This window comes from Cytobacillus praedii, from assembly GCF_001439605.1.
Taxonomy (GTDB): domain Bacteria; phylum Bacillota; class Bacilli; order Bacillales; family Cytobacillaceae; genus Cytobacillus; species Cytobacillus praedii.
Genome location: NZ_LMBX01000004.1, coordinates 25,094 through 51,981, shown reverse-complemented (window position 1 = coordinate 51,981; position 26,888 = coordinate 25,094). Strand labels below are relative to the sequence as shown.

At 36.2% G+C, this 26,888-nt stretch carries 31 protein-coding genes; 3 read left to right on the top strand and 28 right to left on the bottom strand.

What is annotated here, in order from left to right:
* Nucleotides 1-236: 236 nt before the first annotated feature.
* The 5 genes from ASU02_RS05685 to ASU02_RS05665 all read right to left on the bottom strand — a co-directional run bounded on the left by ASU02_RS05685 (nt 237) and on the right by ASU02_RS05665 (nt 4,773).
* Nucleotides 237-842, bottom strand: coding sequence for an ABC-2 transporter permease (locus tag ASU02_RS05685; RefSeq protein ID WP_057761863.1), 606 nt, complete (start codon nt 840-842; stop codon nt 237-239).
* Complete coding sequence (locus ASU02_RS05680; protein ID WP_057761861.1) at nt 835-1,701, bottom strand: ABC transporter ATP-binding protein; 867 nt, start codon at nt 1,699-1,701, stop codon at nt 835-837. Before ASU02_RS05680 ends, ASU02_RS05685 begins: the two co-directional genes overlap by 8 nt.
* A 5-nt stretch (nt 1,702-1,706) precedes the next feature.
* Nucleotides 1,707-2,078, bottom strand: coding sequence for a GntR family transcriptional regulator (locus ASU02_RS05675; RefSeq protein WP_057761859.1), 372 nt, complete (start codon nt 2,076-2,078; stop codon nt 1,707-1,709).
* 688 nt (nt 2,079-2,766) lie between these two features.
* Entirely contained in the window at nt 2,767-3,348 is a 582-nt protein-coding gene (locus ASU02_RS05670) for a hypothetical protein (protein WP_057761857.1), read from the bottom strand.
* A gap of 207 nt (nt 3,349-3,555) precedes the next feature.
* On the bottom strand, nt 3,556-4,773 hold the full coding sequence (locus ASU02_RS05665; protein WP_057761856.1) for a TolB-like translocation protein: 1,218 nt from the start codon (nt 4,771-4,773) through the stop codon (nt 3,556-3,558).
* Nucleotides 4,774-4,986: 213 nt separating this feature from the next.
* Here ASU02_RS05665 and ASU02_RS05660 point away from each other — a divergent pair, with 213 nt between their 5' ends.
* Nucleotides 4,987-5,433 (top strand): NUDIX hydrolase, encoded by a 447-nt coding sequence (locus ASU02_RS05660; RefSeq protein WP_057761854.1) that lies wholly within the window; start codon nt 4,987-4,989, stop codon nt 5,431-5,433.
* 250 nt (nt 5,434-5,683) lie between these two features.
* On the opposite strand, the gene ASU02_RS05655 is transcribed toward ASU02_RS05660, so the two are convergent.
* The 19 genes from ASU02_RS05655 to ASU02_RS05560 form a co-directional block, all read right to left on the bottom strand.
* A complete protein-coding gene (locus tag ASU02_RS05655) occupies nt 5,684-6,040 on the bottom strand; it encodes a hypothetical protein (protein WP_057761851.1) in 357 nt (118 codons plus the stop codon).
* Nucleotides 6,041-6,239: 199 nt separating this feature from the next.
* Nucleotides 6,240-7,064 carry an aminoglycoside adenylyltransferase domain-containing protein gene (locus ASU02_RS05650; RefSeq protein ID WP_057761849.1) on the bottom strand — a complete coding sequence of 275 codons (825 nt, stop codon included), beginning with the start codon at nt 7,062-7,064 and terminating at the stop codon, nt 6,240-6,242.
* Between the two features lie 1,210 nt (nt 7,065-8,274).
* A complete protein-coding gene (locus ASU02_RS05640) occupies nt 8,275-8,616 on the bottom strand; it encodes a DUF1801 domain-containing protein (RefSeq protein WP_057761846.1) in 342 nt (113 codons plus the stop codon).
* Nucleotides 8,617-8,664: 48 nt separating this feature from the next.
* The gene (locus tag ASU02_RS05635; protein WP_057761844.1) at nt 8,665-9,060 is read right to left on the bottom strand and encodes a VOC family protein; all 396 of its coding nucleotides are present in this window, start codon (nt 9,058-9,060) and stop codon (nt 8,665-8,667) included.
* An 86-nt stretch (nt 9,061-9,146) separates the two neighbouring features.
* A complete protein-coding gene (locus tag ASU02_RS05630; RefSeq protein ID WP_057761842.1) occupies nt 9,147-9,581 on the bottom strand; it encodes a YciI family protein in 435 nt (144 codons plus the stop codon).
* 115 nt (nt 9,582-9,696) lie between these two features.
* The gene (locus ASU02_RS05625; RefSeq protein WP_057761840.1) at nt 9,697-10,956 is read right to left on the bottom strand and encodes an RNA polymerase sigma factor; all 1,260 of its coding nucleotides are present in this window, start codon (nt 10,954-10,956) and stop codon (nt 9,697-9,699) included.
* Nucleotides 10,953-11,387 carry a YciI family protein gene (locus tag ASU02_RS05620; protein ID WP_057761838.1) on the bottom strand — a complete coding sequence of 145 codons (435 nt, stop codon included), beginning with the start codon at nt 11,385-11,387 and terminating at the stop codon, nt 10,953-10,955. The genes ASU02_RS05625 and ASU02_RS05620 overlap by 4 nt, the downstream gene beginning before the upstream one ends.
* A 450-nt stretch (nt 11,388-11,837) precedes the next feature.
* Nucleotides 11,838-12,530 carry an aspartate/glutamate racemase family protein gene (locus ASU02_RS05615; RefSeq protein ID WP_057761836.1) on the bottom strand — a complete coding sequence of 231 codons (693 nt, stop codon included), beginning with the start codon at nt 12,528-12,530 and terminating at the stop codon, nt 11,838-11,840.
* A 284-nt stretch (nt 12,531-12,814) separates the two neighbouring features.
* Nucleotides 12,815-13,843 carry a potassium channel family protein gene (locus tag ASU02_RS05610; protein ID WP_057761834.1) on the bottom strand — a complete coding sequence of 343 codons (1,029 nt, stop codon included), beginning with the start codon at nt 13,841-13,843 and terminating at the stop codon, nt 12,815-12,817.
* Nucleotides 13,844-13,859: 16 nt separating this feature from the next.
* Nucleotides 13,860-15,080: a glutathionylspermidine synthase family protein gene (locus ASU02_RS05605; RefSeq protein ID WP_057761832.1), complete on the bottom strand. Its 1,221-nt coding sequence runs from the start codon at nt 15,078-15,080 to the stop codon at nt 13,860-13,862.
* Complete coding sequence (locus ASU02_RS05600; RefSeq protein ID WP_057761829.1) at nt 15,077-15,538, bottom strand: hypothetical protein; 462 nt, start codon at nt 15,536-15,538, stop codon at nt 15,077-15,079. The genes ASU02_RS05605 and ASU02_RS05600 overlap by 4 nt, the downstream gene beginning before the upstream one ends.
* Before the next feature lie 19 nt (nt 15,539-15,557).
* Nucleotides 15,558-15,956: a DUF350 domain-containing protein gene (locus ASU02_RS05595; protein WP_057761827.1), complete on the bottom strand. Its 399-nt coding sequence runs from the start codon at nt 15,954-15,956 to the stop codon at nt 15,558-15,560.
* Nucleotides 15,957-16,001: 45 nt separating this feature from the next.
* Complete coding sequence (locus ASU02_RS05590) at nt 16,002-16,343, bottom strand: aminotransferase yhxA (protein WP_232426169.1); 342 nt, start codon at nt 16,341-16,343, stop codon at nt 16,002-16,004.
* Between the two features lie 918 nt (nt 16,344-17,261).
* A complete protein-coding gene (locus ASU02_RS27330) occupies nt 17,262-17,567 on the bottom strand; it encodes a TIGR04104 family putative zinc finger protein (protein WP_057761825.1) in 306 nt (101 codons plus the stop codon).
* Nucleotides 17,568-17,668: 101 nt separating this feature from the next.
* Nucleotides 17,669-17,986, bottom strand: a complete 318-nt coding sequence (locus ASU02_RS05580) for a hypothetical protein (RefSeq protein ID WP_057761823.1) — start codon at nt 17,984-17,986, stop codon at nt 17,669-17,671.
* A gap of 127 nt (nt 17,987-18,113) precedes the next feature.
* Nucleotides 18,114-18,707: a hypothetical protein gene (locus ASU02_RS05575; protein WP_057761821.1), complete on the bottom strand. Its 594-nt coding sequence runs from the start codon at nt 18,705-18,707 to the stop codon at nt 18,114-18,116.
* 219 nt (nt 18,708-18,926) lie between these two features.
* The gene (locus ASU02_RS05570) at nt 18,927-19,697 is read right to left on the bottom strand and encodes a class I SAM-dependent methyltransferase (protein WP_057761819.1); all 771 of its coding nucleotides are present in this window, start codon (nt 19,695-19,697) and stop codon (nt 18,927-18,929) included.
* A gap of 181 nt (nt 19,698-19,878) precedes the next feature.
* Nucleotides 19,879-20,226, bottom strand: a complete 348-nt coding sequence (locus tag ASU02_RS05565; protein ID WP_057761818.1) for a YciI family protein — start codon at nt 20,224-20,226, stop codon at nt 19,879-19,881.
* Between the two features lie 363 nt (nt 20,227-20,589).
* Nucleotides 20,590-21,315, bottom strand: a complete 726-nt coding sequence (locus ASU02_RS05560) for a GNAT family N-acetyltransferase (RefSeq protein WP_232426167.1) — start codon at nt 21,313-21,315, stop codon at nt 20,590-20,592.
* Between the two features lie 548 nt (nt 21,316-21,863).
* On the opposite strand from ASU02_RS05560, the gene ASU02_RS05555 reads away from it, so the two are divergent.
* Complete coding sequence (locus ASU02_RS05555; protein ID WP_057761814.1) at nt 21,864-22,439, top strand: sigma-70 family RNA polymerase sigma factor; 576 nt, start codon at nt 21,864-21,866, stop codon at nt 22,437-22,439.
* Entirely contained in the window at nt 22,429-23,478 is a 1,050-nt protein-coding gene (locus ASU02_RS05550; RefSeq protein ID WP_198317408.1) for a hypothetical protein, read from the top strand. Before ASU02_RS05555 ends, ASU02_RS05550 begins: the two co-directional genes overlap by 11 nt.
* Before the next feature lie 248 nt (nt 23,479-23,726).
* On the opposite strand, the gene ASU02_RS05545 is transcribed toward ASU02_RS05550, so the two are convergent.
* The 4 genes from ASU02_RS05545 to ASU02_RS05530 all read right to left on the bottom strand — a co-directional run bounded on the left by ASU02_RS05545 (nt 23,727) and on the right by ASU02_RS05530 (nt 26,486).
* The gene (locus tag ASU02_RS05545; RefSeq protein ID WP_057761812.1) at nt 23,727-23,975 is read right to left on the bottom strand and encodes a DUF3923 family protein; all 249 of its coding nucleotides are present in this window, start codon (nt 23,973-23,975) and stop codon (nt 23,727-23,729) included.
* A 390-nt stretch (nt 23,976-24,365) separates the two neighbouring features.
* On the bottom strand, nt 24,366-25,259 hold the full coding sequence (locus tag ASU02_RS05540; RefSeq protein ID WP_232426165.1) for a putative RNA methyltransferase: 894 nt from the start codon (nt 25,257-25,259) through the stop codon (nt 24,366-24,368).
* Nucleotides 25,260-25,561: 302 nt separating this feature from the next.
* Nucleotides 25,562-26,122, bottom strand: coding sequence for a sugar O-acetyltransferase (locus tag ASU02_RS05535; RefSeq protein ID WP_057761808.1), 561 nt, complete (start codon nt 26,120-26,122; stop codon nt 25,562-25,564).
* Nucleotides 26,123-26,252: 130 nt separating this feature from the next.
* Nucleotides 26,253-26,486 carry a DUF3953 domain-containing protein gene (locus ASU02_RS05530; RefSeq protein ID WP_057761806.1) on the bottom strand — a complete coding sequence of 78 codons (234 nt, stop codon included), beginning with the start codon at nt 26,484-26,486 and terminating at the stop codon, nt 26,253-26,255.
* Nucleotides 26,487-26,888 lie beyond the last annotated feature (402 nt).

Genomic DNA, 26,888 nt, shown 5'->3' with positions numbered 1-26,888 from the left:
GTCAACTGGATTTTCTAAATATTTTTTAAAACCTGCTATCCCTATTGGATACAAATTGCTACTTAATGGCACCCTATTATTAAATAAGAAAAATCCTGCATAAAACAGGATTTTCTTTCAAACTTTTTCAATTATCAATCTTTATTTTATATAATCGAGCTTTGTTTTTTAATGCAAACACATTCATCTGAGCCGGAAATTGACATCTATATTTTCCAGCTAGTTTAAAGGGTCACTTAGAACGCTTTTCGCTGGTAAATGACCGTGGTTACTCCCCAAGAGGCTGCATAAAGGATCACGATAATAACTGCCGCTCCCGTATATAAAGCTGGAATGGATAATCTAGCAATAAAGTCAGTAATTGTTGTCAAATGTTTCGCTAAAAATGACACAATATGCGGTCCTACAGCTGCTAAAATGAGAAAGCTAATCATAACAACCGATGAAATATGGCGTGATTTAAAGATATAAAATAATGGGAAGGTTACAGCAGCAAATAATAGGAATAAGCCACTGCCAATGGCAAGGTCAGTAACCGTAAAAGGTTTATTGAAAACAAATAAAGCGATGCTTGTTATCACAACGGATAATCCCATGTAAATAATAGCACCAAGATAGCGTGATGCAATAATTTCCTTACGTGTATAAGGTAAAGAATTTAACAAAATATTTGTCTCTGCTTTTTCATCGTAAAAATATGTGTTAAAAGGGATAAAAATACTGACAACCAGAAAAATTAAAGCTGGATGTTTATCCATGAAAATAAAGAATAGGATAAAAGGAATATAGGTTAATAGCATCCTTTTCTGGAGTATGACATCACGTCTGATTAAATTAAACATAGCTTTTTCTTCCTTTCATATAAAACATGATTTCTTCCAAAGATGCTCTTTCAATGACAACCGCATCCCCGAAGATATTTTTCACAGCTTTAATATTTTCCGTTAATGCCACAAAACCAGTTGGCGCAGGATGAATATGGATAAAAGCCTTTTCCGTGTCTCTATCCAGCAGTTCCATTCCTCCTTTCACGAGCGCATAATTTTCAGCTATATCATGAATGGACTGATTAAACACTAATTGTCCATTCTGTATAAAAGCAATATAATCGGCGATACGATCTAAATCTGTTGTAATATGCGTTGAGAAGAAAATGGTACGACTCCCATCAATCATTAATTCTTGTAAAAGATCCAGCAGCTCCCGTTTAAAAATAGGGTCTAAGCCTGCTGTTGGTTCGTCCATTATGATTAGCTCTGCATGATGGGACAGGGCGATCGCCAATGATGCCTTCATTTGCATCCCCTTTGAGAACGTTTTTATCGCTTTATTAAGGGGCAATTCGAATTTTTCCACATATTGATAAAACAAGGTATCATCCCATTGTTTGTAAGCTGGTCCAACGATGCGCTTTATATCTTTTAAGTTCAATCCTTCAAAAAACACATTGTCATCGTATACAAACCCAATGCGCTCCTTGATCTCTTTCTCATGTGTCGTGTAGTCCAACCCAAAAAGCTTAACCTCTCCAGCATCAGGTTTTAATAAATTCATGATCATTTTTATCGTTGTCGATTTACCAGCACCATTTTCTCCAATGAAGCCCGTAATAAAGCCTTGTTTCACTTGTAAATTCATATTATTAACAGAGAAACCTTTGAGGTTTTTCGTTACATCTTTTAAATCAACTACATTTTCCATTCATTTCACTCCTCAGATAAAATCTTCAATAATTGCTGCAGTTCGTCAATGGATAGACCAATTTCTCTGCTATTGATTATGACCGCACTCAACTGCTCCTCAATAGCCTTCAACTTCCTTTCTCTCATGACTTCTACATTCTGTTCTGCGACAAAAGAACCTTTTCCGACAATGGAATAAATAAGGCCTGCCTTTTCTAATTCCTCATATGCACGTTTCGTCGTTATCACACTAATCTGTAAATCCTTTGCGAGTTGACGCATGGAAGGCAGCGCTGCCCCATCTTGTAGATCACCTGATAAAATAGATGATTTAATTTGATTCGTAATTTGTTCATAAATCGGCTCCTTAGAACTATTAGAAAGAATTATTTGCATGTGAATCCCTCTTCTTTGCTTTTTCTCATCTTTTTTTACTAATTTTAGATAATCCAAATATAATGATAAAAATTATAAATACTACAAAAACTAGTATATTTGTTATTGGCTCGCTAATTCTTGGTATTGAGTCCTGATAAACCTTTAAAAGAACAAATATTACTACAATAAAAATAACTCCGATGATCGATACTTGTTTCATTATTTCTTTCTTCCCCCAATAAAGTTAAGTTTTACGACTATCCTAAAAATCACCCTCATATTTCACCAATTATGTGCACTGTACATGAAACCCTCACAAATCTCCATATTGTATATATACTATATTCACATTATATGCACTTATAAAACTTCATGCAACCCTTTTTATTCCAAACGAATGAATTTTACATATAGGATCCCTAAATAATTGGACAAAAAGTTGTCCCCTGAAAATTAGGAATAAGGGTTGATGAAAAGGAGTATGCTGCATTTATTCACCCTTGTCTCCTCTCTTTTCATCCTGAAACACTCATTTACCAGGCTATTTTATGTTTTTACTTTTACTATCTTATCCTCCGCTTTCGAAAACAAAAAAACGAGGAAAACTGGAGGAAGTGCTCCAATTTTCACTCGCTTCAAGTGACAATATATTTTCACCTACAGTACGGAGTGTTTTGCTTAAGAATGCAATTTTCTCCGTTAGTTTTTAATAAAAGCATCCTCCTAATTTAGGAACTAATTCTTTATATTTAATATAGAAATCTTTTGTAGGAAGAACAGCAAAATAAGATGAAACGTCAGGATTTACCAATAAACATTCATCGTAAATTAAACTAATTTTCAATGGCTTTTTAGGTTCTACTCCGCTTTCCTTTAGGAAATTAGCCAAATCTAAATATAAATTTTGTGTAGTTTCATCAATACTTCTTCCCACTGTAAATCGCCCTGCAAAGCTGTCCCACCACACTTGAAAGCTTTTATAGACCTCATTAAATTTAGTTTGGCTATCTCTATTATCCTCAAACAAATGTTGGTAAAACAACTCTTTTTCTTTATAAAATATTCTTAAATCCCTGCTGCCATTATCACCAGATATTTTTTGTGAAACGTCGTTCCAAAGTTCTATATACCTTAATTCAAAGTCTTCCTTAAACGGCATTCTTGTTGATAAATAAGGAAACTTTAAATCCTCTTCATCTCGATTTTGATTGAGGTAAATATTTTGTATGAAAATCAAAAAGTTCAAAGAAAATGATGCATCTATCGTCATTAATAATGTATTTTCCAAACTTTACACTCCCCTCGGTTAATGTCATTCCTCAAATCTTTCTTCTACTCTTTTGCACAAATCCCCTACTATCAATACCTTAAGGATTCCATTTATTATTGTATTATTCCTCCATAAAATAGCCCTAAAATGAAATAAGCGCTAATCCTTATTACAGGAAAGCGCACGATTGCTGTTAAAAATTCATTTAACATATTTTTAAAGACTTTACTCAGGTGTAGAAAACATTGGAGCGTAATCAACATTTTTAAGCCATACATGTTCTTGACCATTTAAAGCATTCTTTACCCACACGTCCCCTTTATTGTGCTCTGCCTTTCTTCGAAACCAAGTAAGGTAAGAATCGACAACTTGTGGATTCTCATCCAGTTCATTCTCCCTTGGAAACGAGATTTGTTTTTGCTCTCCTGTTTTTAAATTTATCGCGTAAAGTGATGTGAACATAGTTGGTACGGGTCCTTCTTTCCACTCCTTGTTCTCTTTCGCTCGAGCCACAATTACCAAATCTTTTGCGAGCCATTCCAGATTAAGGTCTACATAACCTTTAGGTGTATATTCCTTCTGCTGTTTAGATGTTGGCATTTCAGCAATCGTCATATTCTTATTTTCAACAAAGAATCTCCCTTCTCCTGAAATATAGGCCAATTGATTAGCTGAAGGTGCCCACTTAAACCAGTCATTAAAACCTAACATTTTTCCCACAGCTTGAAAGTGTTTCCCTTGTGATGAAAGAATACATAACGTATTGCTGTCCATGGACCAAGAAGCGGTAGGAACAACTAAAAAGCTAACCCACTTCCCATCAGAACTCCATTTAAAATAATTGGCATCAATCCCAAATAAATCAGGTTCTTTGGTCTGAATAGTAAAAAAATGCTTCATTTTATCTTTGGCGAGATTTGCATCAATAGGAATTTTGTAGAGTGGAATTGGACCCCACCCTGTAGGAAGTAAGTTGGATTGTGAGGAAACAATAAATTCTTTACCGTTTGGAAACCATTCAAAACCACTAACTCCTAATGAGACATTTTCAAATCCTTGTGGCCTGCCATTCTTTATTTTTGTCACATTTAATAATCCATGATCATTGTAAGCCAACTGATTTTTGTTCGGAGACCATTTAAAATCAGAAGTTTCGACCCTCACATAAGGCTGGTAGCTCTCTTTTTCCCTTGTATCATAAATGAATAGATCAGATTTCCCCCCCTTTTCATCCCCATCAATATATCCAATAAAACGACCGTCAAATGACCATTTCGGAGTATACACATATCTATCCTTTGTGAGTTGTATTTCTTGACCACCCTTTTTTATCCACAGCTGGTTATCACGGATAAATGCAGCTGTTAATAGGGCTTCTGCACTTGTACTCACAGAAAAGTGAAAACAGATGAGAGTTAGCAGTAATAAAATTCGAGTTCCCACATTCAATCCCTCCTATTAATAGATTTACCAAATCAGTAGGAGGAATTCATATGGATAGTAGGAAAGTTATATGGAGTATTTGATTTTTCAAGGGAATTTCTCAAAGAGGAAGATGAAAATGATCCTCTATTTTAGGGGATTATTTAAAAAAAAGGATTATAAAGGGTGTATCAAGAAGTATTCTTTAGCTATATTGCAGGGGGGAATTGATATTTGTTTATCACCAAAAATAATGGTTTTGAATTTCTTGATTTTATTAGCACAAAAGAAGAGGATATAGATAATTTCCAACCAGCAGCGGGTTCATTTGCGGTACTCAAATGTGAAGGTAAATACCTAATTTGTTATAACAGTCGGCGTAAACAATGGGAATTACCTGCTGGAAGTAAAGAGGGAAATGAAACTCCAAAGGAATGTGCAATAAGAGAACTTTATGAAGAAACTGGACAAATTGTAACAGATTTAGAATTCAAGGGTTTATTAAAGGTGAAAAATATAGTAAATGGAGCTGTTAAATTTAATCCAGTATACTTTACTACAACTGAAAAACTACAACCATTTAAAGAAAATGAGGAGACATTAAGTATAAAACTTTGGGATTTAATTGAAGATATAGGCTATTTTGATGCGGTAGATATTAAGATATTGGAATTTGTCTGAAAATGAAATCGACAAAAGTTTTCAAATGATTACCAGAGAGGTTTAAAAGGTGATTAGGAATGTACGGATGAATATCTAGTTTTACTTATAATTCTTATTTCAAAATTTGTCCCTAAACATAAAGAAAAAGCGTAATTCTTACTGCAGAATTACACCCGAGTGTATAGGATTAATCCTCCTTGAAACTGATTCGAACTTATTAATATTGCACCTATTAGTGAAACACAATGGCTGATATGTCGTAATAAATTTAAGTAAATGTAACAAAATCTGGATTTAATGCAACAAAATGTGGCATCCAGCAATCCGAATTTTCGGCGCCAATTTCATGATTATTTAAGCAAACGCGATTCATACCATCTAAACCATCATAACCACAACATCCATTTAATCTGCTTTCATTTGGATGTAAGTTTGAATTAATTAAATCCTTGATATTTATAATGATAGACCCTTTCAGTTCTATGCCTGCTTTTCCATCATTAACTATATAAAAACCTTGAGGAATATAATCTTGACCTTCATTTTCATTTAGAAAGATTAAATTTTCCAGTTTAGTTACTTCCTTAGAAATCTCTATTTTACAAATTTCGCAAATCAACTTCAAACTAATGTTCACTCCTTTAAACCAAGATCTATACCAACTATACTATAGATTCTATATTTCTTTCTTCAACCAAATCTTCCCTTAAATAAACAAGACTCATTACTTATTAAATGAGTCCGATCGCGAAAAATTCTTAGGCATCCATTAAAACCACCCTTAACATATAGAAAGAGCGTAATTAAATTACCTAGCCTTGACCTCATTCATCCTGACTTGGATAAACATCATTACAATAATCAAGTATGTATTTCATACATTGTAAAGTATCATTAATCCGTTGTTTCTTAGAATCCAAGTAACGAACATTTAAACCTTCTCGTATACTTATCGCTTCTTGAATGATACTATGCCATCTTTTTGGCATATAACTGATTGCAAATTTTCCCGCATCTACTTTTGAAATGACATCATGTTCTTTAAGTGTATAGAATTGACGCAGCATCCCAGTAATAGACCACTGTATTTCCCCATCCACAATTTTATTTGGCAATAGAAGTGCTATTCCTTTATATCTTTCAATTCTTTTTATTCGATTGGACCAATAGGTGTTCATATTGTTTATCACATAGCTTGCCAGATCACTTTCATCCACTTCAAAATGAAATGAAGTTATTTTTGGTCCAAGAATGTTGATTCCTTTGTCTTTCAAAATCCACCAAGTAACCGGATTTATAGCATGATTATCCCAACCAACCTTGCCTTCATTTACGTATAGACGTTTTTTTCTTTCCGCTTCCTTCTTGCCCATCTCTTCCCAAAGAAGATAGCATCCGTCCATTCCTGTCTGTTTATATTTATCTGCTAATTCTCTATGGGTATCAACTAATATTTTTAACTCTGCTTCAGTTAGGTGGCGCTTTATAATTCCAACAAAATCAATATCACTAGAGCCATCGATATAAGCGTTAAGGGCAATTGAACCATGTAAATATAATCCTTCAAGTGTATTAGGAATTCGCTCATGATATAAGGACAAATATTCACTCAGAATTTTTTGGACGGATAAAGGAACTCTTGAATCCATATTATTTCTCCTTTTTATATAGTTAGATAACCTTCCTTAATAGACAAATAAAAACCCTTTTCTTTTATTCAACAATCTAGCCTTTTACTTAAAGAAAGAGCACCATTCTTACTGCAGAATTGCACCCTTTTTCGAAAAATCGTTATTAGAAATTCAAAGGAAGACCTCGAACAGGATTTTTTAGTAGGGAGACTTTACTTACCACATCATCTCATTATAGAGATAAACACTATATAATGCCGGTAACACCAAACCAAGAGCAAGCCAAAAAACATCTGCTAATTTAGACTCTTTTAATACTCTTCCCCGATTTTAAGTTTTGGAAGAAAGTAAGACTAATATAAAAGCAAAGTACTATTAATATTGTAGAAACTATGCCTAACCAATTCCCTGTTCCCAATAAAGTAATATTATCCATTCAAACACGCCCCTAGAGTCAAATGACTATTTCACAATCCTGTATGATTGCTTAGATTCCGTTTATTGAAGTTCACTGCTCTTTATTAGTTAGGCTCTGTTATAACTAAATGTTGATTTTACTATGTTTGAAAAATAAACGGAAAAATTACGTTACGTTTATTTTGGGAAATACACATATTTCCTTAAAAATAAAGGAAGTTTTTCCGCTTATATTATCCAAACCTTGGAATTTTGTCTTTTATAGAGCAGTTAAGCGGAATATCTCCGCTTATATCTGCCTCTTAAGCTTCCACAGTATATATTAGACGGAAATTCTCCGCCTAATATATACGTGAAAATCAACAATGAATAATAACAAAGCCATTAGTTAAAATAATCACATTATGTACCCAAATAAGCTGTAACAGCAATTCCCCATACAATTAATACAAAAGATGTTGTTAACCAGAATGTGTTTGTAGTGGTAGATTGGTCTTTCTTTACTTTCTTTATTATTTCTACCAGATTAAGACAAAATATGATTGCAAAAATCGGTATTAAATATACACTAAAGAACAAAAAAGAATCCATAAATAAACTTCCCCCCCCTTCAAATAATACCAAATTTTAACAAGCACTCCCATCCTTTATTCCAAAAACGGCCCTTTACATAAAGAAAGAGCGCATTTCTTTTTGCAGAAATTGCGCCCAATTGTTAATTTCCTTGCCAACTTCTTAAGGTATCTTCCCATTAGCTAGAGACAGAGGGATGTTTTACTTTATCTATAAAATCAATCCTTTTTAATAGCAACTATAATGAGCATGATGCTTGGCTGACCAATGATACTAACTGCTCGGAATCAAATGTATCTCCCTCATGCAGTTTCAGTGTTTTTCTTTCTGGTGGACCATCAAACTTGCCTTCAGGAAGCTCCAGCTCAGCAGCATTAAAGATCGTAAAGCTTACCGCATTTTTCGAGGTTGATATGACAGCAGCGTATTTTCCATTTTTTAAAAAATGTGGTTTCTTATACTGCATACGTTCATGGACATTCGGTATAGCCTGGTGGATGACCTCACGTAAATTTGTAGATAGTTCTCCTTGCCATGGTTCTTTTAACGCTTCAATAAAATCAGTTACTTCCGGATTCATTTTGCATACTCTCCTTTTATATTTTTAAATTTGGGCGCGTTGTATGTTTTACGGTTTGGTTATCATCCAAGTAACACCGAATTTATCTATAACTTCCCCATAGTACGCACCCCATGGCTGCAATGCAAAAGGATACTTGTTCTCTCCACCCTCACCAAGCTTTGTATGTGCTTCTCTTGCCTCAGACTCATTGTCATAGGTCAATGCTAGACTGATGCTGCGGCTGCTCGATATCGGTTCAAAGGAATCGGAGATCATTAACATATTCCTTCCAGCTACCATCAAAGACAGATGCATGACTTTATCCTTCATTGCTTCAGGAGATCCGGGTGCCTCTCCGAATGTTCTAACTGATAGAACTTCCCCACCGAGTGACTCTACGTAAAAGTCTGCCTGACTTCTTGCATCCTCCGACATTAGATAAGCATTTAATTGTGCTCCCATTTTTTCAACAACCTTTCCAGTTTAATTTGTTCTTCTAAAAATACGACGAATATATATTGGTGAAATCGACAAAGAAAAAAACTTTTTTAAAAATTTTTTAACATGCTGAGTTGATCCTTTAAATCGGCTTCCAAGGCACAGGTTCCTGAATATCGTAAGAATCCCAGATTCTTTTTAAGCTTCCGAACTTCGATTTTAAATTCCCCGCAGCCAGTCGGAACAGGCATCCGCAGAGCCCAATTGAGTGCATCGGCTTCTGAATCGACATCGATCAGGGTATATTCCGCAATAAGCTCTTGATCTGCCAGAAACGGACCAACTAGTATTTCTGGCTTTTCACTATCCGATGGATACATGATCCTAATCCCAGTTGAGCTTGGATGGAGTGCCTCTGCGGAAACAAGCACACCAGCGCCGGCCAAAGACTTCTTGTATGCAATCATTGCATCAGTGTATTTCTGGTTGTAATTTCCCCCTGCTTCCGAGTACCCGGTTGCCTTGACAATGAACATAAATCGCATGATTATTTCCTCCTTATAGGAAGATCACTTGTATGCACTACTCGCTGCCATAACTCTTCCCTTACTAAAACGACGATTGTGAAACACTGTAATCGACAGTTCGGGAAAATTTTTTTCAATGTGCTGAATTACATTCAGCTGCTCTTTTTAGTAAAAGTTCCCGTTCACGCTCATTCCGGGTCATAGATGCAGCGTGTTCAAATTCTTTACGTGCTTCATCGAATCGCCCGAGCTTCACTAGGAGATCTCCACGAACGCTCGGCAGAAGATGGTATCCCTTTAAGGAAGATTCGTTACCTAGCATATCGACAATCTGAAGTCCAAAATCTGGCCCAAAAGCCATAGATACGGCGACTGCCCGGTTTAAATCGACGATTGGTGATGGCAGAACTCTCGACAGCGCTTCATATAGAGCCGCAATACGAATCCAATCGGTCTCAGGTGCAGTAGGTGCCTTCGCATGACAAGCAGAAATCGCAGCTTGAAGAGAGTAAGGTCCGAACGGTCGTCCAAGCTTTTGGCTGCGATCGAGTGCCTTTAATCCGCGGCGAATTAGCAATTGATCCCACTCTGCTCTGTTCTGATCCATAAGAAGAACAGGTTCCCCTCTAGAATTAACCCGTGTTCTAAAGCGAGAAGATTGGATCTCCATTAGGGCGACTAGTCCATGAACCTCTGGTTCATAAGGTACAATCTCAGCTAGTACACGTCCGAGTCTTAGCGCTTCTTGACAAATGAGAGGGCGGATCCATTGATTCCCAGAGGTTGCCGAATATCCTTCATTGAACATAAGGTAAATCACCTCAAGTACTGCGGAAAGACGATCTGATAGTTCTTCTCCAGCAGGCACCTCAAAAGGAATATCTCTGTCTCTTAGTGTTCTCTTGGCTCGAACAATTCGCTGGGCTATCGTTGCTTCAGCAGCTAGAAAGGAACGTGCAATTTCATCCGTTGTAAGCCCACATAACAAACGAAGCGTAAGAGCCACTCTGCCCTCCTGAGGTAACACTGGATGGCAGGTCATAAAGATCAAACGAAGGAGATCGTCACCAATCTCCCCGTCTAAGTTATGATCCATGTCATCCTCTGTATATAAATCCGTATTGCGGGCCACCTCTGAATACTTCTGATCACGCAGCTTATTTCTGCGAATAAGATCAATAGCGCGTCGCTTCGCCGTAGTCATAAGCCAAGCACCAGGATTGTTCGGAATCCCGTTCTGTGACCATTGTTCAAGTGCAATCACTAATGCATCATGGGCAAGATCCTCTGCGAGACCGATATCCCGTACTATTCGAGTTAACACCGCAATAAGCTTTGCGGACTCTATTCGCCATATTGCATCAATGGTTCGATGTGTATCTGACACACTCACGCTTGTCTCTGCTCCTTGACTTGTTTACGAAGGGCTGTTTCTTTTGCCAGCAAATCGTCATTATTTGTTAATTCTTCAATCTCAAATACCTGTCTCAGCTCAATCTCTCCCTGGCCAAACCCATGGGGGTCAGGCATACGAAGCGCCCATTCAATTGCTTCCTCTCTTGATTTAACTTCGATCAAGGTATATCCTGCGATCAATTCTTTTGCTTCCGTAAATGGACCGTCCATAATCTTGGGTTTTCCGCCAGGTTCTGGGTAAGAAATCCTGATACCATTTGAGCTTGACATCAGGCCATCAGCTGCAAGCAATACCCCTGCTCTAACCAGTTCTTCATTATACTTTTGCATGGCATCAAATTGTTCCTGACTAGGCAATACCCCTGCCTCTGAATCTGATGTAGCTTTAACAATCATCATAAATCTCATATTGTCTGCCTCCTATTTTTTCGTAAAGTTAGTTACTTAACTGATGTAAAACTGGATGGAAGGTCCGTTTCTTTATATACAACGAATGAAACTTTACCAGATCGACATCAATATAAATTTTTTAATATAAATTTCTACGGCAAGTAGAAAAGTTCCTGTCAATCATTAAAAAATGACCACTTGAACAAGAATTTGGGCGATATCGATGAGTCTTTCCTATGAAGATTCACCCTATTATTAACATTAAGAGATGTTGATCCATAATTTTACCTTAGACATGAAAAAGCACAATTCTTGCTACAGAATTGTGCCCAATTGTAAAATAAGCCTCTACTGCTTATTTTATTTGTATTAAAAAACTTTAAGAATGTTTATTTACATAACATTTGTCAATTTCATTAGGAAAGCCGTTTTACGGCAATCAAGGATATGTTAAGACTTTAATAACCATCATTTATTTAATGACATATTTACCGCTTCACGGGCATGTATATAAGTTGTGTCAAATATAGGGAAATTGGAATCCTCAGGTTTGATTAATAGACCAATTTCAGTACATCCTAAAATAATTCCTTCAGCCCCAGATTCGATTAAACCTTGAATAACCTTTTTATAATAATCTCTTGATGCCTGTTGAACCACACCCAAACACAACTCATCATAAATAATTTTGTTTACAATTTCTCTTTCCTCGTCATTGGGCACAATCACGTTTATTCCACTGGACTCTAAACGTGATTTGTAGAAGTCTTGTTCCATCGTGTACTTTGTTCCAAGTAACCCTACTGAACGAATGCCCTGTTCTTTAATTTTGGCTGCTGTTGTATCAGCTATATGTAAAAGAGGTATTTTAATTTTTGATTGTATATCATCTACAACCTTGTGCATCGTATTGGTGCAGATGACAACGAAGTCAGCACCCCCTTTTTCCAATGAAAGGGCAACATCACCCAAAACTTCGCCGGCTTTTTTCCAGTCGCCTTTTGATTGATAACGTTCAATTTCTTCAAAATCAACGCTGTATAACAGACATTTTGCTGAGTGCAGACCTCCTAGTTCTCTTTTCACCTCTTCATTAATAAACCGATAATATTCAACAGAGGATTCCCAGCTCATCCCGCCAATAAGACCAATAACCTTCATGTTTACTCCCCCATCACTACTTAAAGTTATTTCTCCTATATTACCTTCGAGCTCTCTCTTATTTTTTCCTCTTTTATTCATCATAATGACCCGATTGTTTAAGTTCAGGATCGTGCGCAATTGATGAATAATTAACTTGTGATACGGTTCACCGAGACGCATCTAAATGAAGTTTTTATTCTACTAAAATTCCCCATTCAGGCTTAATATCTATGGAGCCTCCTTTGGATTACATCTAAACAGGAAAATACCGTTAAACTAGTCTGCACTTTTATTTTTTTCCATCACCCAACAATTTTTCTATATGTAATTTCATCACAGATGATAAACAGGTTGGCATCTTCAGGGATTTTTTCATTATGGCGGCGGGCAATGTCTAGCGCACTGCCATCTGAAATGAGTGTTGCACCCATATTGAATAGTTCCATCGCTGCATCTCTGTATGTATTCCAATGTGGCTTCGTCTTAATTTCATATAAATTTTCACCGTCAGCGCTACTTAACATCTGATTGAATAATTTACTTGAACCATGATGAATGGCTGCCTGCGCCATAAGCCGGGAAACAGAATCATTTGAAAGGATGACTTCATCGACATTTGCATGCTCAAACAACGCGATATGCTTGTCCTTTTTTATTTCTACAATGGTATAGATATTTTTATCATATTTCTTTGAGATATGTTCAACCCTGGAAGCAGTAAGCAATGTTTTTCCATCAGCGTATTCAGCAAAGTCATTTCGATCATCCGAAAAGATTGCCACCGATTTTGCCTCAAGGATATTCGCCTTCAACAGCACCTCTTCCTCAGCAGGGTTACCACTAACAAAATGCACTCGATTTTGTTCTATTGGTGTCCGTTCAGCATGATCCACAATGACAACATCACATTTATCCCTGCCATTTAAAATTTCTTCCACGACATTTTCTAATTTCTCCTTTGATGCACCAATTAGGATGTAATGACCCTTTCCTGAATAAGTCAATTGCCCTTCCTCCTTCAACTTTCGATACATGCTGAAGCTTTCAAATACCTTCCCGATAATAACACCCATTGCACCAATCCCTACAGTATAGATGAGAATCATTGTGAAAATTCTTCCAATATCACTTTTAGGATAATAATCCCCATATCCGACCGTAACAAGCGTGGTCATGGTCCACCACACAGCATCAATAAACCGGGGAAATGTCTCCGGCTCTGCCAGTCTCATTGTTATACTACTTATAATAATCATCAGTAGCGCAAGAGCAGCTGCGTGCAGGAGACTAATCTTCGTTAATTTTGAAAAGATTTTATGCAAAATCCACATACTCTATTCCTCTCCTTTAAAGAGCCCCACAAGGTAAGTAATAAGAAAGGTTATTGGTAATAGTACCTCCTACCCTGTATCCAAACGCTGCCGGATTTCCGTTCAGCAGAAAGCTTCCAAGCAAAAGCTGGCCATCCTGTTTTCCCTTTTCACAATTAAAAGTTATGGTTGGATGCTCGACATATTTCTGATAAACAGGGACGTATTCTGAATACGTACTCTGACCATCCTTGTATATTAGTTGGCCATCCTTATTAAATATTTTTACCGTGTCCCCTTCTCTCCCAAAAGCAGGCTTTTTCACATAAGAAAGGCCATTTTGCAAAAAATATTCAGATTCAAAATAGGTCGGAAGAAAGTATTCATCTATCCACATATGCTCTTCTTCTGTAAAGAAAGGATGATGCTCTTCATGCAGCCCCCAAATGACAGCCTGAACCGCTTTATTTTGTAATAAAAAGGCTGAAGGGGGATTAATGACAGAAAGCTTCCCCTCTTCAACAAGTTCTAATAACCATAGTCCGATTGGATTTCCATCCTCATCTTCATCTGCTATCAAACTTTCTATCGGGAAGGTTTGCCGATAGAGGATATCTATTTTTATTCCATCCTCATCAAAAAGACCCACACCTTTATGGATTTGCAGCTTATGGAGCGGGGTAAATTTAGATGGTACAAAATTTTGAAGATAGAGCACGGTTTCGCGATCCTCGATGTTATCCTCGTGAGCAGTAAAAACAATATGAGGGGATTCCTTATCTGTGCTTTGGAAGATGATTTCACGAACTGCTTTTTGTAAAATTCGATCCATTCCCTCATTCGGATTCTCCACTCCGAATTCTCTGCATACCAAACCATTTATGTGAAAAAGCTCTTTAATAAATGTAGGAGTATCAGCATTGATTTCAATGCATTTAAAACTATCTCCATACGGAATAAGGTCAAGCCGGGATATAACACTTTCGGAAGGAAGTGTTTTAAGCCTAATAAATGAAAGTATTTCCTTTGGGTAACCCATTTCCAAAAGAGTTTCATCAGGGACCCTTCGAAGCAGAGAGGCGGTTTTTATAAAAATGAATCCAATACGCTGACTTATAAGCCGAATTTGAGAAACATCTTCTTGGTGCAAAAGTTTTATATCATAAAGTGCATATTCCTCTCCATAAAGATCGGCCCAAAAGCCTTCTATTTTCCCATAAAACTGCTGCCGTTTTGCATGATACGCTTGCCCGCTCAATCCTCTTTCTCTCCTAAATTCTTGACATATAGCACATACACTCCCCGATCTTCATCAATCTCCGAAGAGGTTACGCACCTTTGTCCAATACCTGGAACATCCACAACATCCTTTAAGAGAAAGCGAAGGACATCAAAATGAGTATTACAGGAAATTCTGGCGAACAGCTTAAAATTTTCTCTTTCTTCTGGGCTGCGAAACTCGATATGCAGTCCTTTGCCGCGAAAACTTATTTCCTTTTCTCCCAGCAGATTCCTTCCTATTTCTTTAAGTACCAAAATGTCCTCTTCTCCATTCATCTCATTAGAAGTAAGCTCGTATTGGGTACCTCTCATAATAAAATACGTACATAGCTGTCTGGCATAAAATTCGTCCTTGCCAACATTCGGAATCGTATATTCATAGAACGGCTCATAATGGCCATTTCCTTTATCTATATAATAGGTTAATTTCTCCAATGTACTTCCCCGCCTCAAGTTAGTAAGATAGGCATTTTGCTACAATCCAGCCGATTGCTAACGATAAGGATAATAGCAAGGTACCCACTGCTCGGTTATCCTCGATGATTGCTTTTTGAATACTGAAACGTACAGTAATGACTTCTGCAAGAATAAAGACAATAATTTGGGACAATATCCCGATGCACCCCCAAATTAACATATCAATTAGTGACACTGAGTACTCAGCAGCTGCCCCTAAAACAATGGCAAGACCAAGGATTTTACCTCCGAGGGACAATGCGGCCGTTATATTTTTTTCAGCAATCAAACGAAATTCTTTTATCTTTGGTGTGCTGATAGTAAACAAAATCACTCCCACGATAAGGAGAAGCAGGGCAACCCCTAAATAAGATGCAAAATTAATATATAAATTCACTTGTGATCCATCCTTTCGGCTTTAACTTTCATCATGTATGGACGTTTATCCCCCAATGCTTTTTGACCCGCTGCCAAATCCAGAGCTAGTCTTGCCCCCTCCTTTAAAAGAAGTGCTATTTTTATAGCTTTTGTAAGAATCACTCTTTAACAGTGCGCTTTTGCTTCCATAATAATAGCCGCCATAATAATAATGACCATAGTGACGTGAACTGCTGTCTTCACATGCCCAGATGCCATCATCGGAGTCCCATTCCCAATCATCACAATTTGGATCATTTGGGGGAGAAGGGACATCATCATTTTGCGAACTGCATCCAACCAGACCAAGAGTTAGTACTGTTGTTATGCCTGCCATTACTTTTCTCGTTTTTCCCAATGTATTCACCCCTTTTCCTTTATAAACTATACTTACGAACAGATTTTATTTAGGATTCATCTAATCAAGCAATCTTATAAATTGCAAACAAGAGAAACTAATCCAGTTAATGGAACTCCGATGCGCATTGTATTGGAAAAATATAAGTTAGGTTCTGATGTTCCTTTCACCAATCTCTATTAGCTATCAATAATATCTGCCTCTTCTATTGTGTCGCACTTTGTTATGAATTCAAAGATCAATTTGAAGAAAGTGTAAGTTTACCTTTTGATTACAGTTCTTTTTATGCTAAAAATCCAAAATATAGACAAGACATATTCTCAAGTTTTGCCAATCTATTTTCAACAAAAACTATTAAATTAATCAAAAACGAGATCAATGGAATGTAAATTTTAGTAATTGGGTAAGAAGTAAAAAGAGTGAGGGATTTTTTATACGAAAAATAAGAAATGAAGTTTTGTAAATTTATTATACGCGGATGGATTTTAAAAAATGTAAAAAAGGCAAAGCAGAATGTACTGCACCCCAAAAGTTAGAGTGAAATCTAATTGTTGGGGTGTTTTCCCTATGGCTAAGTATAGTGAAGGATTTAAACAAGCGGAAAGTGCAAAAATTGGCAGGTAGGAGTCCGTACTATCCCGTATCCGTACTAGTCAATTAGCTGCATAATATAAAACTCTAACTTTCGGTGGTCACATCAGAAGGGATTGTTGGCTTTCTTTAATACGAGTCCTCAAATAAACTCCAAACGTTTAAAGTTTAGAAACAGTCTATTTAACATCCCGCAAATAGTTACAACAAAAAAACTAATTTTCTTATATCGATACCTGCTATAAAACAATTGGGTCCTATAAATTAAGAAAGAACGTAATTCTACCTGCAGAATTGCTCCCTTTACAGGAATAACTAAGCAGCTTAATTACTCGTTTAATTGAAGTATGATGACTGATCTGCCTTTCTGAATTTAACAAGGTATGGTGTAAAAAGAGATCCGATTATTAAAATAGCAGTTCCTACACAAATTGTTGCAAAAGCACTATCAAAGGGTGAAAGGAAAAATCCAAATACCAGCATCGGCAATATAGTCAAAGATACAAATATTATTCTTCCACGAACGATTATTCTATGTTCAGCATTACAGTTTTCACATTTAATTGGTTTATACCCCCACCAAAAAGATTTATATATAGTACTCCAACGAAATTGCGTGTTACAGTTCTTACATTTTTGCATTGATTACACCACCAGACTTTCTTTTTGATTAGCTAACTGGCCCATACATGCAAAAAGGCACCTATCCTTTCCGGAATGCGCACTTTTCTGGAAGATAGCTATTATGAATAACTTTCCCCTTCCCTGCTATAAATTTCATAAGCAAAATATCCAAATAATAAACCTATTCCAGCTCCTATACTAACTGCAGGCAGCAGAGAGATTGGGAGAAACATATTAACTATTACACCAATAGTACAGCCAATAAGCATTCCCAATGGTATTAAACTATTTAATAAATTTTGAGCAGATTTTGATTTTTTCTTACCTAGATTGCCTTGTTTATATTGATGTTCAAGCCTTTTAATGACAAAAACTGCAATTCCACCGTTAATTACTACAGGTAGTACAATACGCACAACCTCCAGAACTACCCCCATGTTAGAACCCCCTTTCACCTTTCATAAAGAATGAATTACCCAGATTACGGAATCTTAAAAAATGCAATACAACTGTACATATAGTTCCTCAGGTATTTTACTAAAACTCTCAATAGCACAATATGATTTAATCTTTGAACATCTTATCAATATGATTAAGTTCTATCTTATCTTCTTCTTTTCGATTATCTTTATATTCATTTTCAGCAATTATCTTTAACAGTCCCTTTTGAAAGAAAGATAATAATCGCCTTGCTTCATTTATAATCTTAGGATTCATACTATTTAATATTTCTCTTTTCCTATCAAATTCATTTTTATCCCATTTATCTCTTTGCTGTATTTTAGGTATTGCATCTATTCCAGTAATATAAGTGAGCCCCAAAAATCGAAGAAATGAATATCCACTGCAATAGTCATCGTATAATTGCTCTAATATTTCTACTTCATCATCTTGCTGATAACGTATGTTTTCCAAAAGGGATATTATCCGTGCCTGTTCGAATTCACCAAATGGAATTTCCCTCTCTATGAGTTTCTCTAATTCATTTTTTATATACTTATTTCTATAATCCAAATCAAGTAAGCTGAAGTAGAAATCGTTGCCATAAATACTTTCAATTTCTTGTGTTTTATAAAGCCATTCTTCAAATTCTGAGATGCTAATATGCCCTTTATAAATATTATAAAACTGTTTTTGAATGTCCTCTTTCCCATTCAATTTCTTACTTCACCCCCTTAGCAAGTACCTGATCTACAACTTTAGCATTTTAACCATTAGTTCAAACACCAGTTATCTTCCCAATAAGAAATTGGCCTTAAAAAAATAATGGGTGCTTTTCTAGTTAAAGGATAGTGCCTGATTATTTAATAGTAAACAACACATTTATTGTCCTAAAGGTCTCTTTGAAGAAAAAGTGTACAAAAGTAATTACATCCACTATCTTATTTTCCTGCAAATATATATCATTTCATAACTATCATTAGTTACTGGCGTTTCATTCCAATCTTGATAAACGTTAACTATTTCAAATCCATTTACATTCAATGTTCTTTCCATTTCTTTCGGAAATACGTATCTTAAACTTATATTTGTTCTCTTCTCGCTGACCTTTTCCCCTTCCGTGTTTTTATACTTTCTAATCGTAGTATAGTGCTGAATCTGATTTAGAGAGTCATAGCTGCTAATCGTATAAACATCGACTATATTTTGAGTTTCATGGTCCGTATATGTTCTCCAATATTCTTCTGTACTTGGCTGTAATAATTCCTCCACGCTCGGAAATCGTGTCCCAAAAATAAAAATCCCATTTATGTCTAAATGTTTATTCACAGATGAGAGCAGCTCGTCTTGAGCTTCGTTAGTGAGAAAATGCTGAAATGAGTTACCAACAGTATATATTAAATTACTTTTTGTATTTAAATTCAGCTTCGTGCAATCCTGCTCTACCCAATCTACATGTAAATTAAGGTTAGATGCTTTTTTTATAGCCTCATTTAACATTCCCTTATGTATATCTACTCCAATAATTTTATATCCATTTTTCGCTAAAGGAATTGTCAGTCTACCAGTACCACAAGCTAAATCAATAATACTGCCTTTCTGATTTGAAGCCCATTTTAATAACAATGGCAGTTCTGGTATGTATTGTTCATTTTCTTTATCATATAAAACAGGATCATCATATTCATCAAAATTATATATTGTCATTTACTGTCTCCTTATAAATTATAAAAAGCTTGGAAAATTCCCTGTCACATAATGAAGTATCTTTGCTGCGTCCTTCTTCTATTAACCTGCCAGTAAATCATCCTGCTCCTCTACCCCATTCATGGAATAACGATATGGTTTTACGGACTCTTCAAAGTCATTTCTGTATATTCGTTTGCTCCTAAAACTCTATTACTTGCCTCAGCTCAATTTGACCTTCCCCATGTCCTTGCGGATCCGGCATCCGCATGGCCCAATCGATGGCTTCTTCCCTTGATTTCACATCAATTAAGATGAACCCAGCAATCGTTTCCGTAAATGGACCATCCGTGACCACCGGCTTTTCTCCTTGTTTTGGATATAATAGCCGAATTCCATTTGAACTGGGATGAAGTCCTTTAGCCATAACTCTCACGCCTGCCTTCACTAATTCCTCATTGTACTTCGTCATGGCTTCTCTAAGCTCTAGGCTCGGAAGTTTTCCAGCTTCCGAATTCTTCGAAGCTTTTACAATTATCATAAACAGCATAAAAATTTCCTCCTTCTTTTCAGAGGCAAATCCTCTAATTGACATCTATTTACTTACAACGAACCTGGTATCATCAAAATCCACCATTCTAAATATTCTCTAAAATCAAAGGATATTCCTTCCTATCCCCTTCTTCCACTAACCTGCCCGTCAACTATATACTTTCCTTTAAGGAGTTGTTCTTAAAGGAATATAGGCGCTAATCCTTGTTTCAGGATAGCGCCCGATTATTGAATAATGACATACGAGTAAAAGCCTTGATAAATATCGGTTAGAATAAGTTTGACTTAGAACGGTATAAACACACATAAAATACGATTACTTTTTCGAATAAAGATTGATCAAAATGGATTCCGCTCTAGATTATAAGTCAATTCCAAACTCAATAATAATAAATAACATTCTGTAACCTAATGACTCATATAAGGATATAGCTCTTTCATTATCACCAAATACACCTAAAGTGGCTTCACTCTTTCCCTTTTCCTTCAGGAATTTTAAAGCCTCAGTTATTACAGCTTTAGCAATTCCTTTTCTTCTCCATTCTGGTAAAACAAAGATATTTTCGGTAGCACTTCTTTCCTTACCCAATCCCCAAGTCATTACACTGCCAGCTACTTCATTCCCATCAAAAACAGTAAACGTATCCCATTCTTGGCCTTTTTTGGTCCATCTTAAATGATTTAGACTCCAAGATACTCCATACAAATCGCCTGCAGCTTCGGCTTTAAGATATTTTTCTTCTTCGTCTTGAGTAGTCATTTCCCACTTTTTTATTTTTAAATTCCCAGGAAGCGGATAATCCTGAATATCCTCGTTTAAATCCCGTTTCATCACTAAGTGAGTTCTATCAGTATCAAACCCTTTTGAAATATAGAAATCTATTTCTCTTATTTCTTCAGATGGAATGTTATGACTAACTCTGACTTTTTTTTCAGGATACTTTTCTCTTAATTCCTTCGCTCTTTTTAATAGACAGATCAATAAATCAGCTTGTATATTTTCTGAAGAAGTAAGTTCCTCATTTAAAGAAATGTCTAAATTTAATTTGTGCACGTAGTCTGCAGGCATGTTATTATTTTCTATCACTGACCAAGTTGGATCTGGCACTATGTGACCGACGCCATATATATGATCTTCAGAGTCAACAGCACAAAAAATATTTTCAGGTTCGTAATCACCTTTGAAACGATAGAACAAGCATGGACATAAAATCAATTTCAGCGATTTTATCTGCATCTTTATCTATATAATTTCTTATCGTGATATGGTGTGGCGATTTTAGCATAAGACTGATAATCCTCTCTAACTAAGATTTTTCACCCTTGAACTGTGTACTGCAATATAATTAAGAAATTTAATCATTTTTCATTAGCTCCTTATTATTTGTATTTACTATTCTGTAAGTTTTGGATGTATCCTGTATTAATTTTTAGACGACTAGATTCAAGAGTTTAATAAGACCTGCCTGATTTCTTCGGAACAAAGTCGAATGGAAGGGTTTAAATAACTCTTGCAGCATTTCGAACTGCTAGCCTGTTGCACGTAACCTTGAAAAAAAATAAGAAAAAACCGAACCTTTTTCTAATAGAGAGACAATATAGTGTGTAAGCTGCTTACTCAGGAGGGCCCTCTGAATGCAAAGTGAATATATGTACCAATTACTTACAAAGATGAAAGATGGTGATCAACAAGCGTTTCATAAGATATATGATGCCACTTATCAGGATGTCTACCGGACAGTCTGCTTTATGGTAGATCATCAGCAGGATCGAGAAGATGTCATGAATGAGATCTATATGCAAATGTGGACCTCACTTGCTACCTATGATACGAACCGTCCTTTCCACTTTTGGCTACACGGATTGGTAATCCGGCAAGTACAGAGATTTCGAGTCAAGAGCTGGCGGAGATTCCGAATTTTTGAACGCATCCGTGGCTTCTCACAGGAAGAGTCTCATTGGGATCAGCCTGCTGTGTTGACGGATGGGACAAACCAACTGATATCGCAAGCAATCCAAAAACTGACCGACAAACAGCGAGCGGTAATTATCCTCCGCTTTTATCACGACTATACCCTTGAGGAAATTGCAACATTGCTCGATATTCCGCTGGGTACGGTCAAGTCCAGATATCATGCGGCACTCCAGTCACTTCGAAAAAATAAAGGGATTCTCCCCTCGGAAAGGATGGAAAAAATCAATGACTATTGAACGCAAAATCCGTGAACATCTGCACAAACAGGCAGAAACAATAGAGTGTCCTACGGCCATTTCCAAACGAATAGAACAATCCTATTCTCAATATTTAAAACGAAAAAGGAGCGAAGTAACTATGAAAAAACGATTAATAGGCGGAATAGCTGCCGCTGCAATTTTGATTCCAACCGCTGCATTTGCTGCCCCTCCTCTGATTGAAATGCTTACTAGAACACCAATGACTGCTGAACAAGTCAAGGTGGATGAGGTTGGCGAAGCAACACTTGAAAAGCTGTATAGCGCATTTCCCGAAACAAAATCGTTTGAGATTATCGATGCAAGCTATGTACAAGGTGTCCAAACAAGCATCATCCTGCAAGAAAAGGGAGGAACTGGCAAAAAGGTTACCCTTCACACAAATGGGATTACCGGTGAGATTGAACACGTGAATCAAGAGAATTGGGAGCCTAAGGAGAAGCCACTCATTACTTTAACTGATCAGGAAATCAAGACGAAGGCAGATAGTCTCATTGAAAAAATGTATGGAAACGTCGAAGAGTACGAGTTTACTATGGAACAAATGGAGAACCCGGATCAAAAAACATTAATGTTGAATTACGTCAAAAAGGGATCAGAAACACCGTTCTACCAGGTATTTGTTCAGGGCAATACAATCAGTGCTTCTCTTATCGGTGGTGAGACAGCACATGCAAATATTCAAGTAGAAGGTTTCTTCTCATTAAATGGCAAGCCTGATTATACTGCTGATGCCTTTATAAACGATGAAAAACTCTTTTCTTTACTAAAAATGAACCCGACAGAATTAAAACAAGAATTAGCCAAAGGGAAATCTGTTGTGGAGATTGCAGCATCTAAAAATGTCTCTAAACAACAAGTGATTGATGTAATTGCAAAAACACAGGTTGAAAGCCAAATTCAGGCTGAACAAAATGGAGAGATTCCTAAAAATAATCAATCAACGGAACAATTAATAAAAGCAATAGAACCAAAAGTATTACAAGTTATTGAACACAAAACTGAAACACCATGGTAGAAAAAACAAGTCCATGTGAATGAGGTAGGCAAAACGTCACTTAAAAAGCTGTATAGTGCAATACCCATATCCTTCGATGTCCTTTTTCCTTCTTTGGTTAGCATCAGGGAATAAGGATTTACAATGATAAGAAAAATACAATAAAACAAAGCCCAATTTCTCAGTGTGAAAATTGAGAAATTGGGCTTTGTTCTTTCTCCAAAAAAGGCGCCTGATGGCTTGAGTTTACTTAAATTCATATTCCCCTTTTATACCTGCTGAAATTTAGTTTTTTTATTACTGTTAATGACCAAGTTAACAATTAGCCATACTACTTGAATGATTACTGGGAATATAAATGCGATTAATAAAACGATAAATGCTGCTAATTTTGCCTCAAGTGTTTGAATAGCTCCTGTGCCATCAACCTCCCTTAGCCAAACGAAAGCTGTTCCTGCAGCAAAAATGACAGCCCAAAAAATGTTAGCCATCCACCAAAAAATCCATAGCTTCTTCATCTTCTCACTCCGTATCTTTCTTCATTATTACTGAAAATAATCCATATCTAAATTTAATTTATGTACATTCGTTCCACTGCTTCCTTCTTTATATTTCTATCTTACAGTGCGAATGGAGTCCTGTTAAAGGACCTGAGATATATTTTAAGGTAGGGCTTGAGACGTATAGAACTCAGCTGCTTCCTTCACAGTCACAATACTCTGCTGCTAGTTCCAGTCCTTTCTTGCACCCTAGAATGAAATGGTGACCCTAAATCCTCTTCCCAGGAATGCGCACTGTAATGAGATAACTAATTTGAAAAATAAATTAATTCTTATATTATTAAAGCACTCCGATAATTGAAGATAAGACTAGCAGGGTCCCCTTGTGAAGGGCCTACTAGTCTTTTATTAAATCGAATTTTTACCAATTAAAATATCTAAATCAACTGTTATTTGAGCCGAATTCTTATTTAAAAAAGAGTTTATTCGTTCCTCTGTTGTTGACCAAGTTAATGGAGTCATTTGAACCAGCCATTCAATTGAAGATTTATTAAGGTTCATAGTATAGCTTAACCTTGAACTTTCAACAAATTGGAAACTCTCCTTAAATCTTTCCACAGTCTCTGAATTAGAGTAATTTTGTTTTTCAGGTTCCAGAAAAAGATGTTCCCTTAACTCTTTTAAGTAACCACTTTGAGGCACAATCTTGATTACGATCCCGTCCGATTTCAACAATCTATCAAATTCGGTATAATTTGAAGGAGATAAGATATTAAGAATAACATCAAACTGTTTATTCTTAAATGGTGTGTTAGCAAGGTCAGCCACAGCCCAAATCTTATTAGAGTAGTACTTAGAAGCTGCCATGATCCCTTCTTTAGAAATATCTACTCCTACCCCTACTACACTTTTGAAAAAGGTAGACCTAACAATATCGCAAATATTAGAAAGATGTGAACCCTCGCCACACCCCATATCAAGTATAGAAATTATTTCTTTTGTCTTAACAAGATGTTCATTTATAAGTTTTCCAATTGCATAGCTTAATGGTTTATAAAATGCACCTTCAGTAATAAGTTTTCTTCTTGCTTCAAAAAGGCCTTTGCTGTACTTGGTGTTTACTGAGTGAGTCGTAAAGTTCATATATCCATGCTTGGCAAAATCAAACGTATGGTGATTTGAGCAAATTATACTTTTAAAATCTATAACCTTCATAGATGATTTACATATTGGACATGCAAAGACGGTTTCAAAATTGCTCACATATTTTGCACTCTTTATTCTTTTATTTTCTTGTAACAAAGAAGTCACCTCATTCATTCGTTTTTAGATAAATGAAAAAGGCATAGACAAATAAACCCTCATCATATTTTTTTAAAAAATATGAGTTGGATTTGATCGTAGTCTATACCTATTCCTATCTATAACGAATGAATTGAATAATCATGAAACTAACTCCTTTTTTCCATAGATAGGGGTAAACCCCACAGATAAATAATAACGAGTCTTTATTAGATTAGCAAAACCTTTTTATCCCACTAACCTGCCATAATCGTTCAATAAGAAAAAGCTGCATATATTGACAGCAAGTTCTTAAGGAAAAATTATATATCAATATGTTTTATGACTTTTGCCGGATTCCCGCCAACTACTACGTTGTCTGGTACATCCTTAGTAACTACTGCGCCGGAAGCGACAACGACATTGTTTCCAACCGTTACTCCTGGATTGATTACTGCACTGCCACCAATCCACACATTGTTTCCAAAAGTAATCGGCTTTGCGTATTCTTTACCTGAATTACGTTCAGTTGGATGAAGTGGATGCGCTGCAGTATATATATGTACCCCTGGCCCAAGCATACAATTATCCCCAAAACGGACTTCACATACATCTAAGATTGTACAATCAAAGTTTGCAAAAAAATTTTCACCTACGTGTGTGTTATAGCCGTAATCAAAGCGTATATTGGGCTCCATATATACGTTTTCTCCAGTTGACCCAAGTAATTCCTTTAATAATTTTGTGCGCTTTTCTCCTTCAGTTTCTAAGGTTTGATTATAAATCCTAACCTTGCTTCTTACTTTCTCACGTTCCTTCAATAATACTGGGTCAGCAGGATTATACATTTCTCCATCCAGCATTTTTTCTTTTTCAGTTTTCATTTTATAACCTGCTTTCAATAATATTGTACTTTCAAATATTCTAGCTCAATACTTCTCCTTTTCACCGCTTACCCCGTTAGTCATATAAAAGGGAGCTGCAAATCCACAGAATCTTTAACTCTTGCCCCCTTTAATTTAATAAGAAACCTTTCATTGAAACGTAAAAGACAAATAAAGAAACAATAATAAGAAGAAAGCCTATCCGCTTTCGTTCCATTTTAATTTCGGATATCCCCATAACCATAAGCATTGCTCCCATGAAAAACATCATATATGCTGATACCGTGGAACTTCCAGTTCTCAAACCATAGCCCGCTAAAATAAAAACAATGATAGCTAAGATGATTCTAAGAGTTATTAACAATATACCTTCCCCCTAATCCTTAAAACACATAGTCGTCTCTCCCCTTTTTTTCAAGAAAGGCGCACCCTCTATCGAAAATATTTATATTCTTCTTTCACTCAACTTTTTATGATTCCTTTTACTTCTAGGAATATAAATCGCTCCCGCTGCAGGAAAAAACACTAACAAGCTATCCATTCAAAACATTCACAATCCATTTCTACTTTAACATAAATATCCAGTCCATATTAGACGGATTAGTTAGCTAAATGGCTATTTACATAAAGAAAGAGCGTAATTCATGCTGCAGAATTGCGCCCGATGAAAAACAAAAGTAATGTTGAGGCTTTCATAAATGCATTGGTTCCTATATGACTAATCAGAATGTCTTGCTCATATGCATAAGATATGAGTAATTTTGAT

Excerpts from the sequence above, each read along its gene's own strand:
- ASU02_RS05685 (WP_057761863.1), bottom strand. The coding sequence starts at position 842 with ATGTTTAATTTAATCAGACGTGATGTCATACTCCAGAAAAGGATGCTA.
- ASU02_RS05555 (WP_057761814.1), top strand. The coding sequence starts at position 21,864 with ATGCAAAGTGAATATATGTACCAATTACTTACAAAGATGAAAGATGGT.
- ASU02_RS05565 (WP_057761818.1), bottom strand. The coding sequence starts at position 20,226 with ATGCTGTTTATGATAATTGTAAAAGCTTCGAAGAATTCGGAAGCTGGA.
- ASU02_RS05650 (WP_057761849.1), bottom strand. The coding sequence starts at position 7,064 with ATGGATTCAAGAGTTCCTTTATCCGTCCAAAAAATTCTGAGTGAATAT.
- ASU02_RS05680 (WP_057761861.1), bottom strand. The coding sequence starts at position 1,701 with ATGGAAAATGTAGTTGATTTAAAAGATGTAACGAAAAACCTCAAAGGT.
- ASU02_RS05545 (WP_057761812.1), bottom strand. The coding sequence starts at position 23,975 with ATGAAGAAGCTATGGATTTTTTGGTGGATGGCTAACATTTTTTGGGCT.
- ASU02_RS05630 (WP_057761842.1), bottom strand. The coding sequence starts at position 9,581 with ATGCGATTTATGTTCATTGTCAAGGCAACCGGGTACTCGGAAGCAGGG.
- ASU02_RS05580 (WP_057761823.1), bottom strand. The coding sequence starts at position 17,986 with ATGGGGGTAGTTCTGGAGGTTGTGCGTATTGTACTACCTGTAGTAATT.
- ASU02_RS05675 (WP_057761859.1), bottom strand. The coding sequence starts at position 2,078 with ATGCAAATAATTCTTTCTAATAGTTCTAAGGAGCCGATTTATGAACAA.
- ASU02_RS05615 (WP_057761836.1), bottom strand. The coding sequence starts at position 12,530 with ATGAAGGTTATTGGTCTTATTGGCGGGATGAGCTGGGAATCCTCTGTT.
- ASU02_RS05640 (WP_057761846.1), bottom strand. The coding sequence starts at position 8,616 with ATGAATCCGGAAGTAACTGATTTTATTGAAGCGTTAAAAGAACCATGG.
- ASU02_RS05635 (WP_057761844.1), bottom strand. The coding sequence starts at position 9,060 with ATGGGAGCACAATTAAATGCTTATCTAATGTCGGAGGATGCAAGAAGT.
- ASU02_RS05535 (WP_057761808.1), bottom strand. The coding sequence starts at position 26,122 with ATGAAAACTGAAAAAGAAAAAATGCTGGATGGAGAAATGTATAATCCT.
- ASU02_RS05550 (WP_198317408.1), top strand. The coding sequence starts at position 22,429 with ATGACTATTGAACGCAAAATCCGTGAACATCTGCACAAACAGGCAGAA.
- ASU02_RS05610 (WP_057761834.1), bottom strand. The coding sequence starts at position 13,843 with ATGTGGATTTTGCATAAAATCTTTTCAAAATTAACGAAGATTAGTCTC.
- ASU02_RS27330 (WP_057761825.1), bottom strand. The coding sequence starts at position 17,567 with ATGCAAAAATGTAAGAACTGTAACACGCAATTTCGTTGGAGTACTATA.
- ASU02_RS05570 (WP_057761819.1), bottom strand. The coding sequence starts at position 19,697 with ATGACAATATATAATTTTGATGAATATGATGATCCTGTTTTATATGAT.
- ASU02_RS05620 (WP_057761838.1), bottom strand. The coding sequence starts at position 11,387 with ATGAGATTTATGATGATTGTTAAAGCTACATCAGATTCAGAGGCAGGG.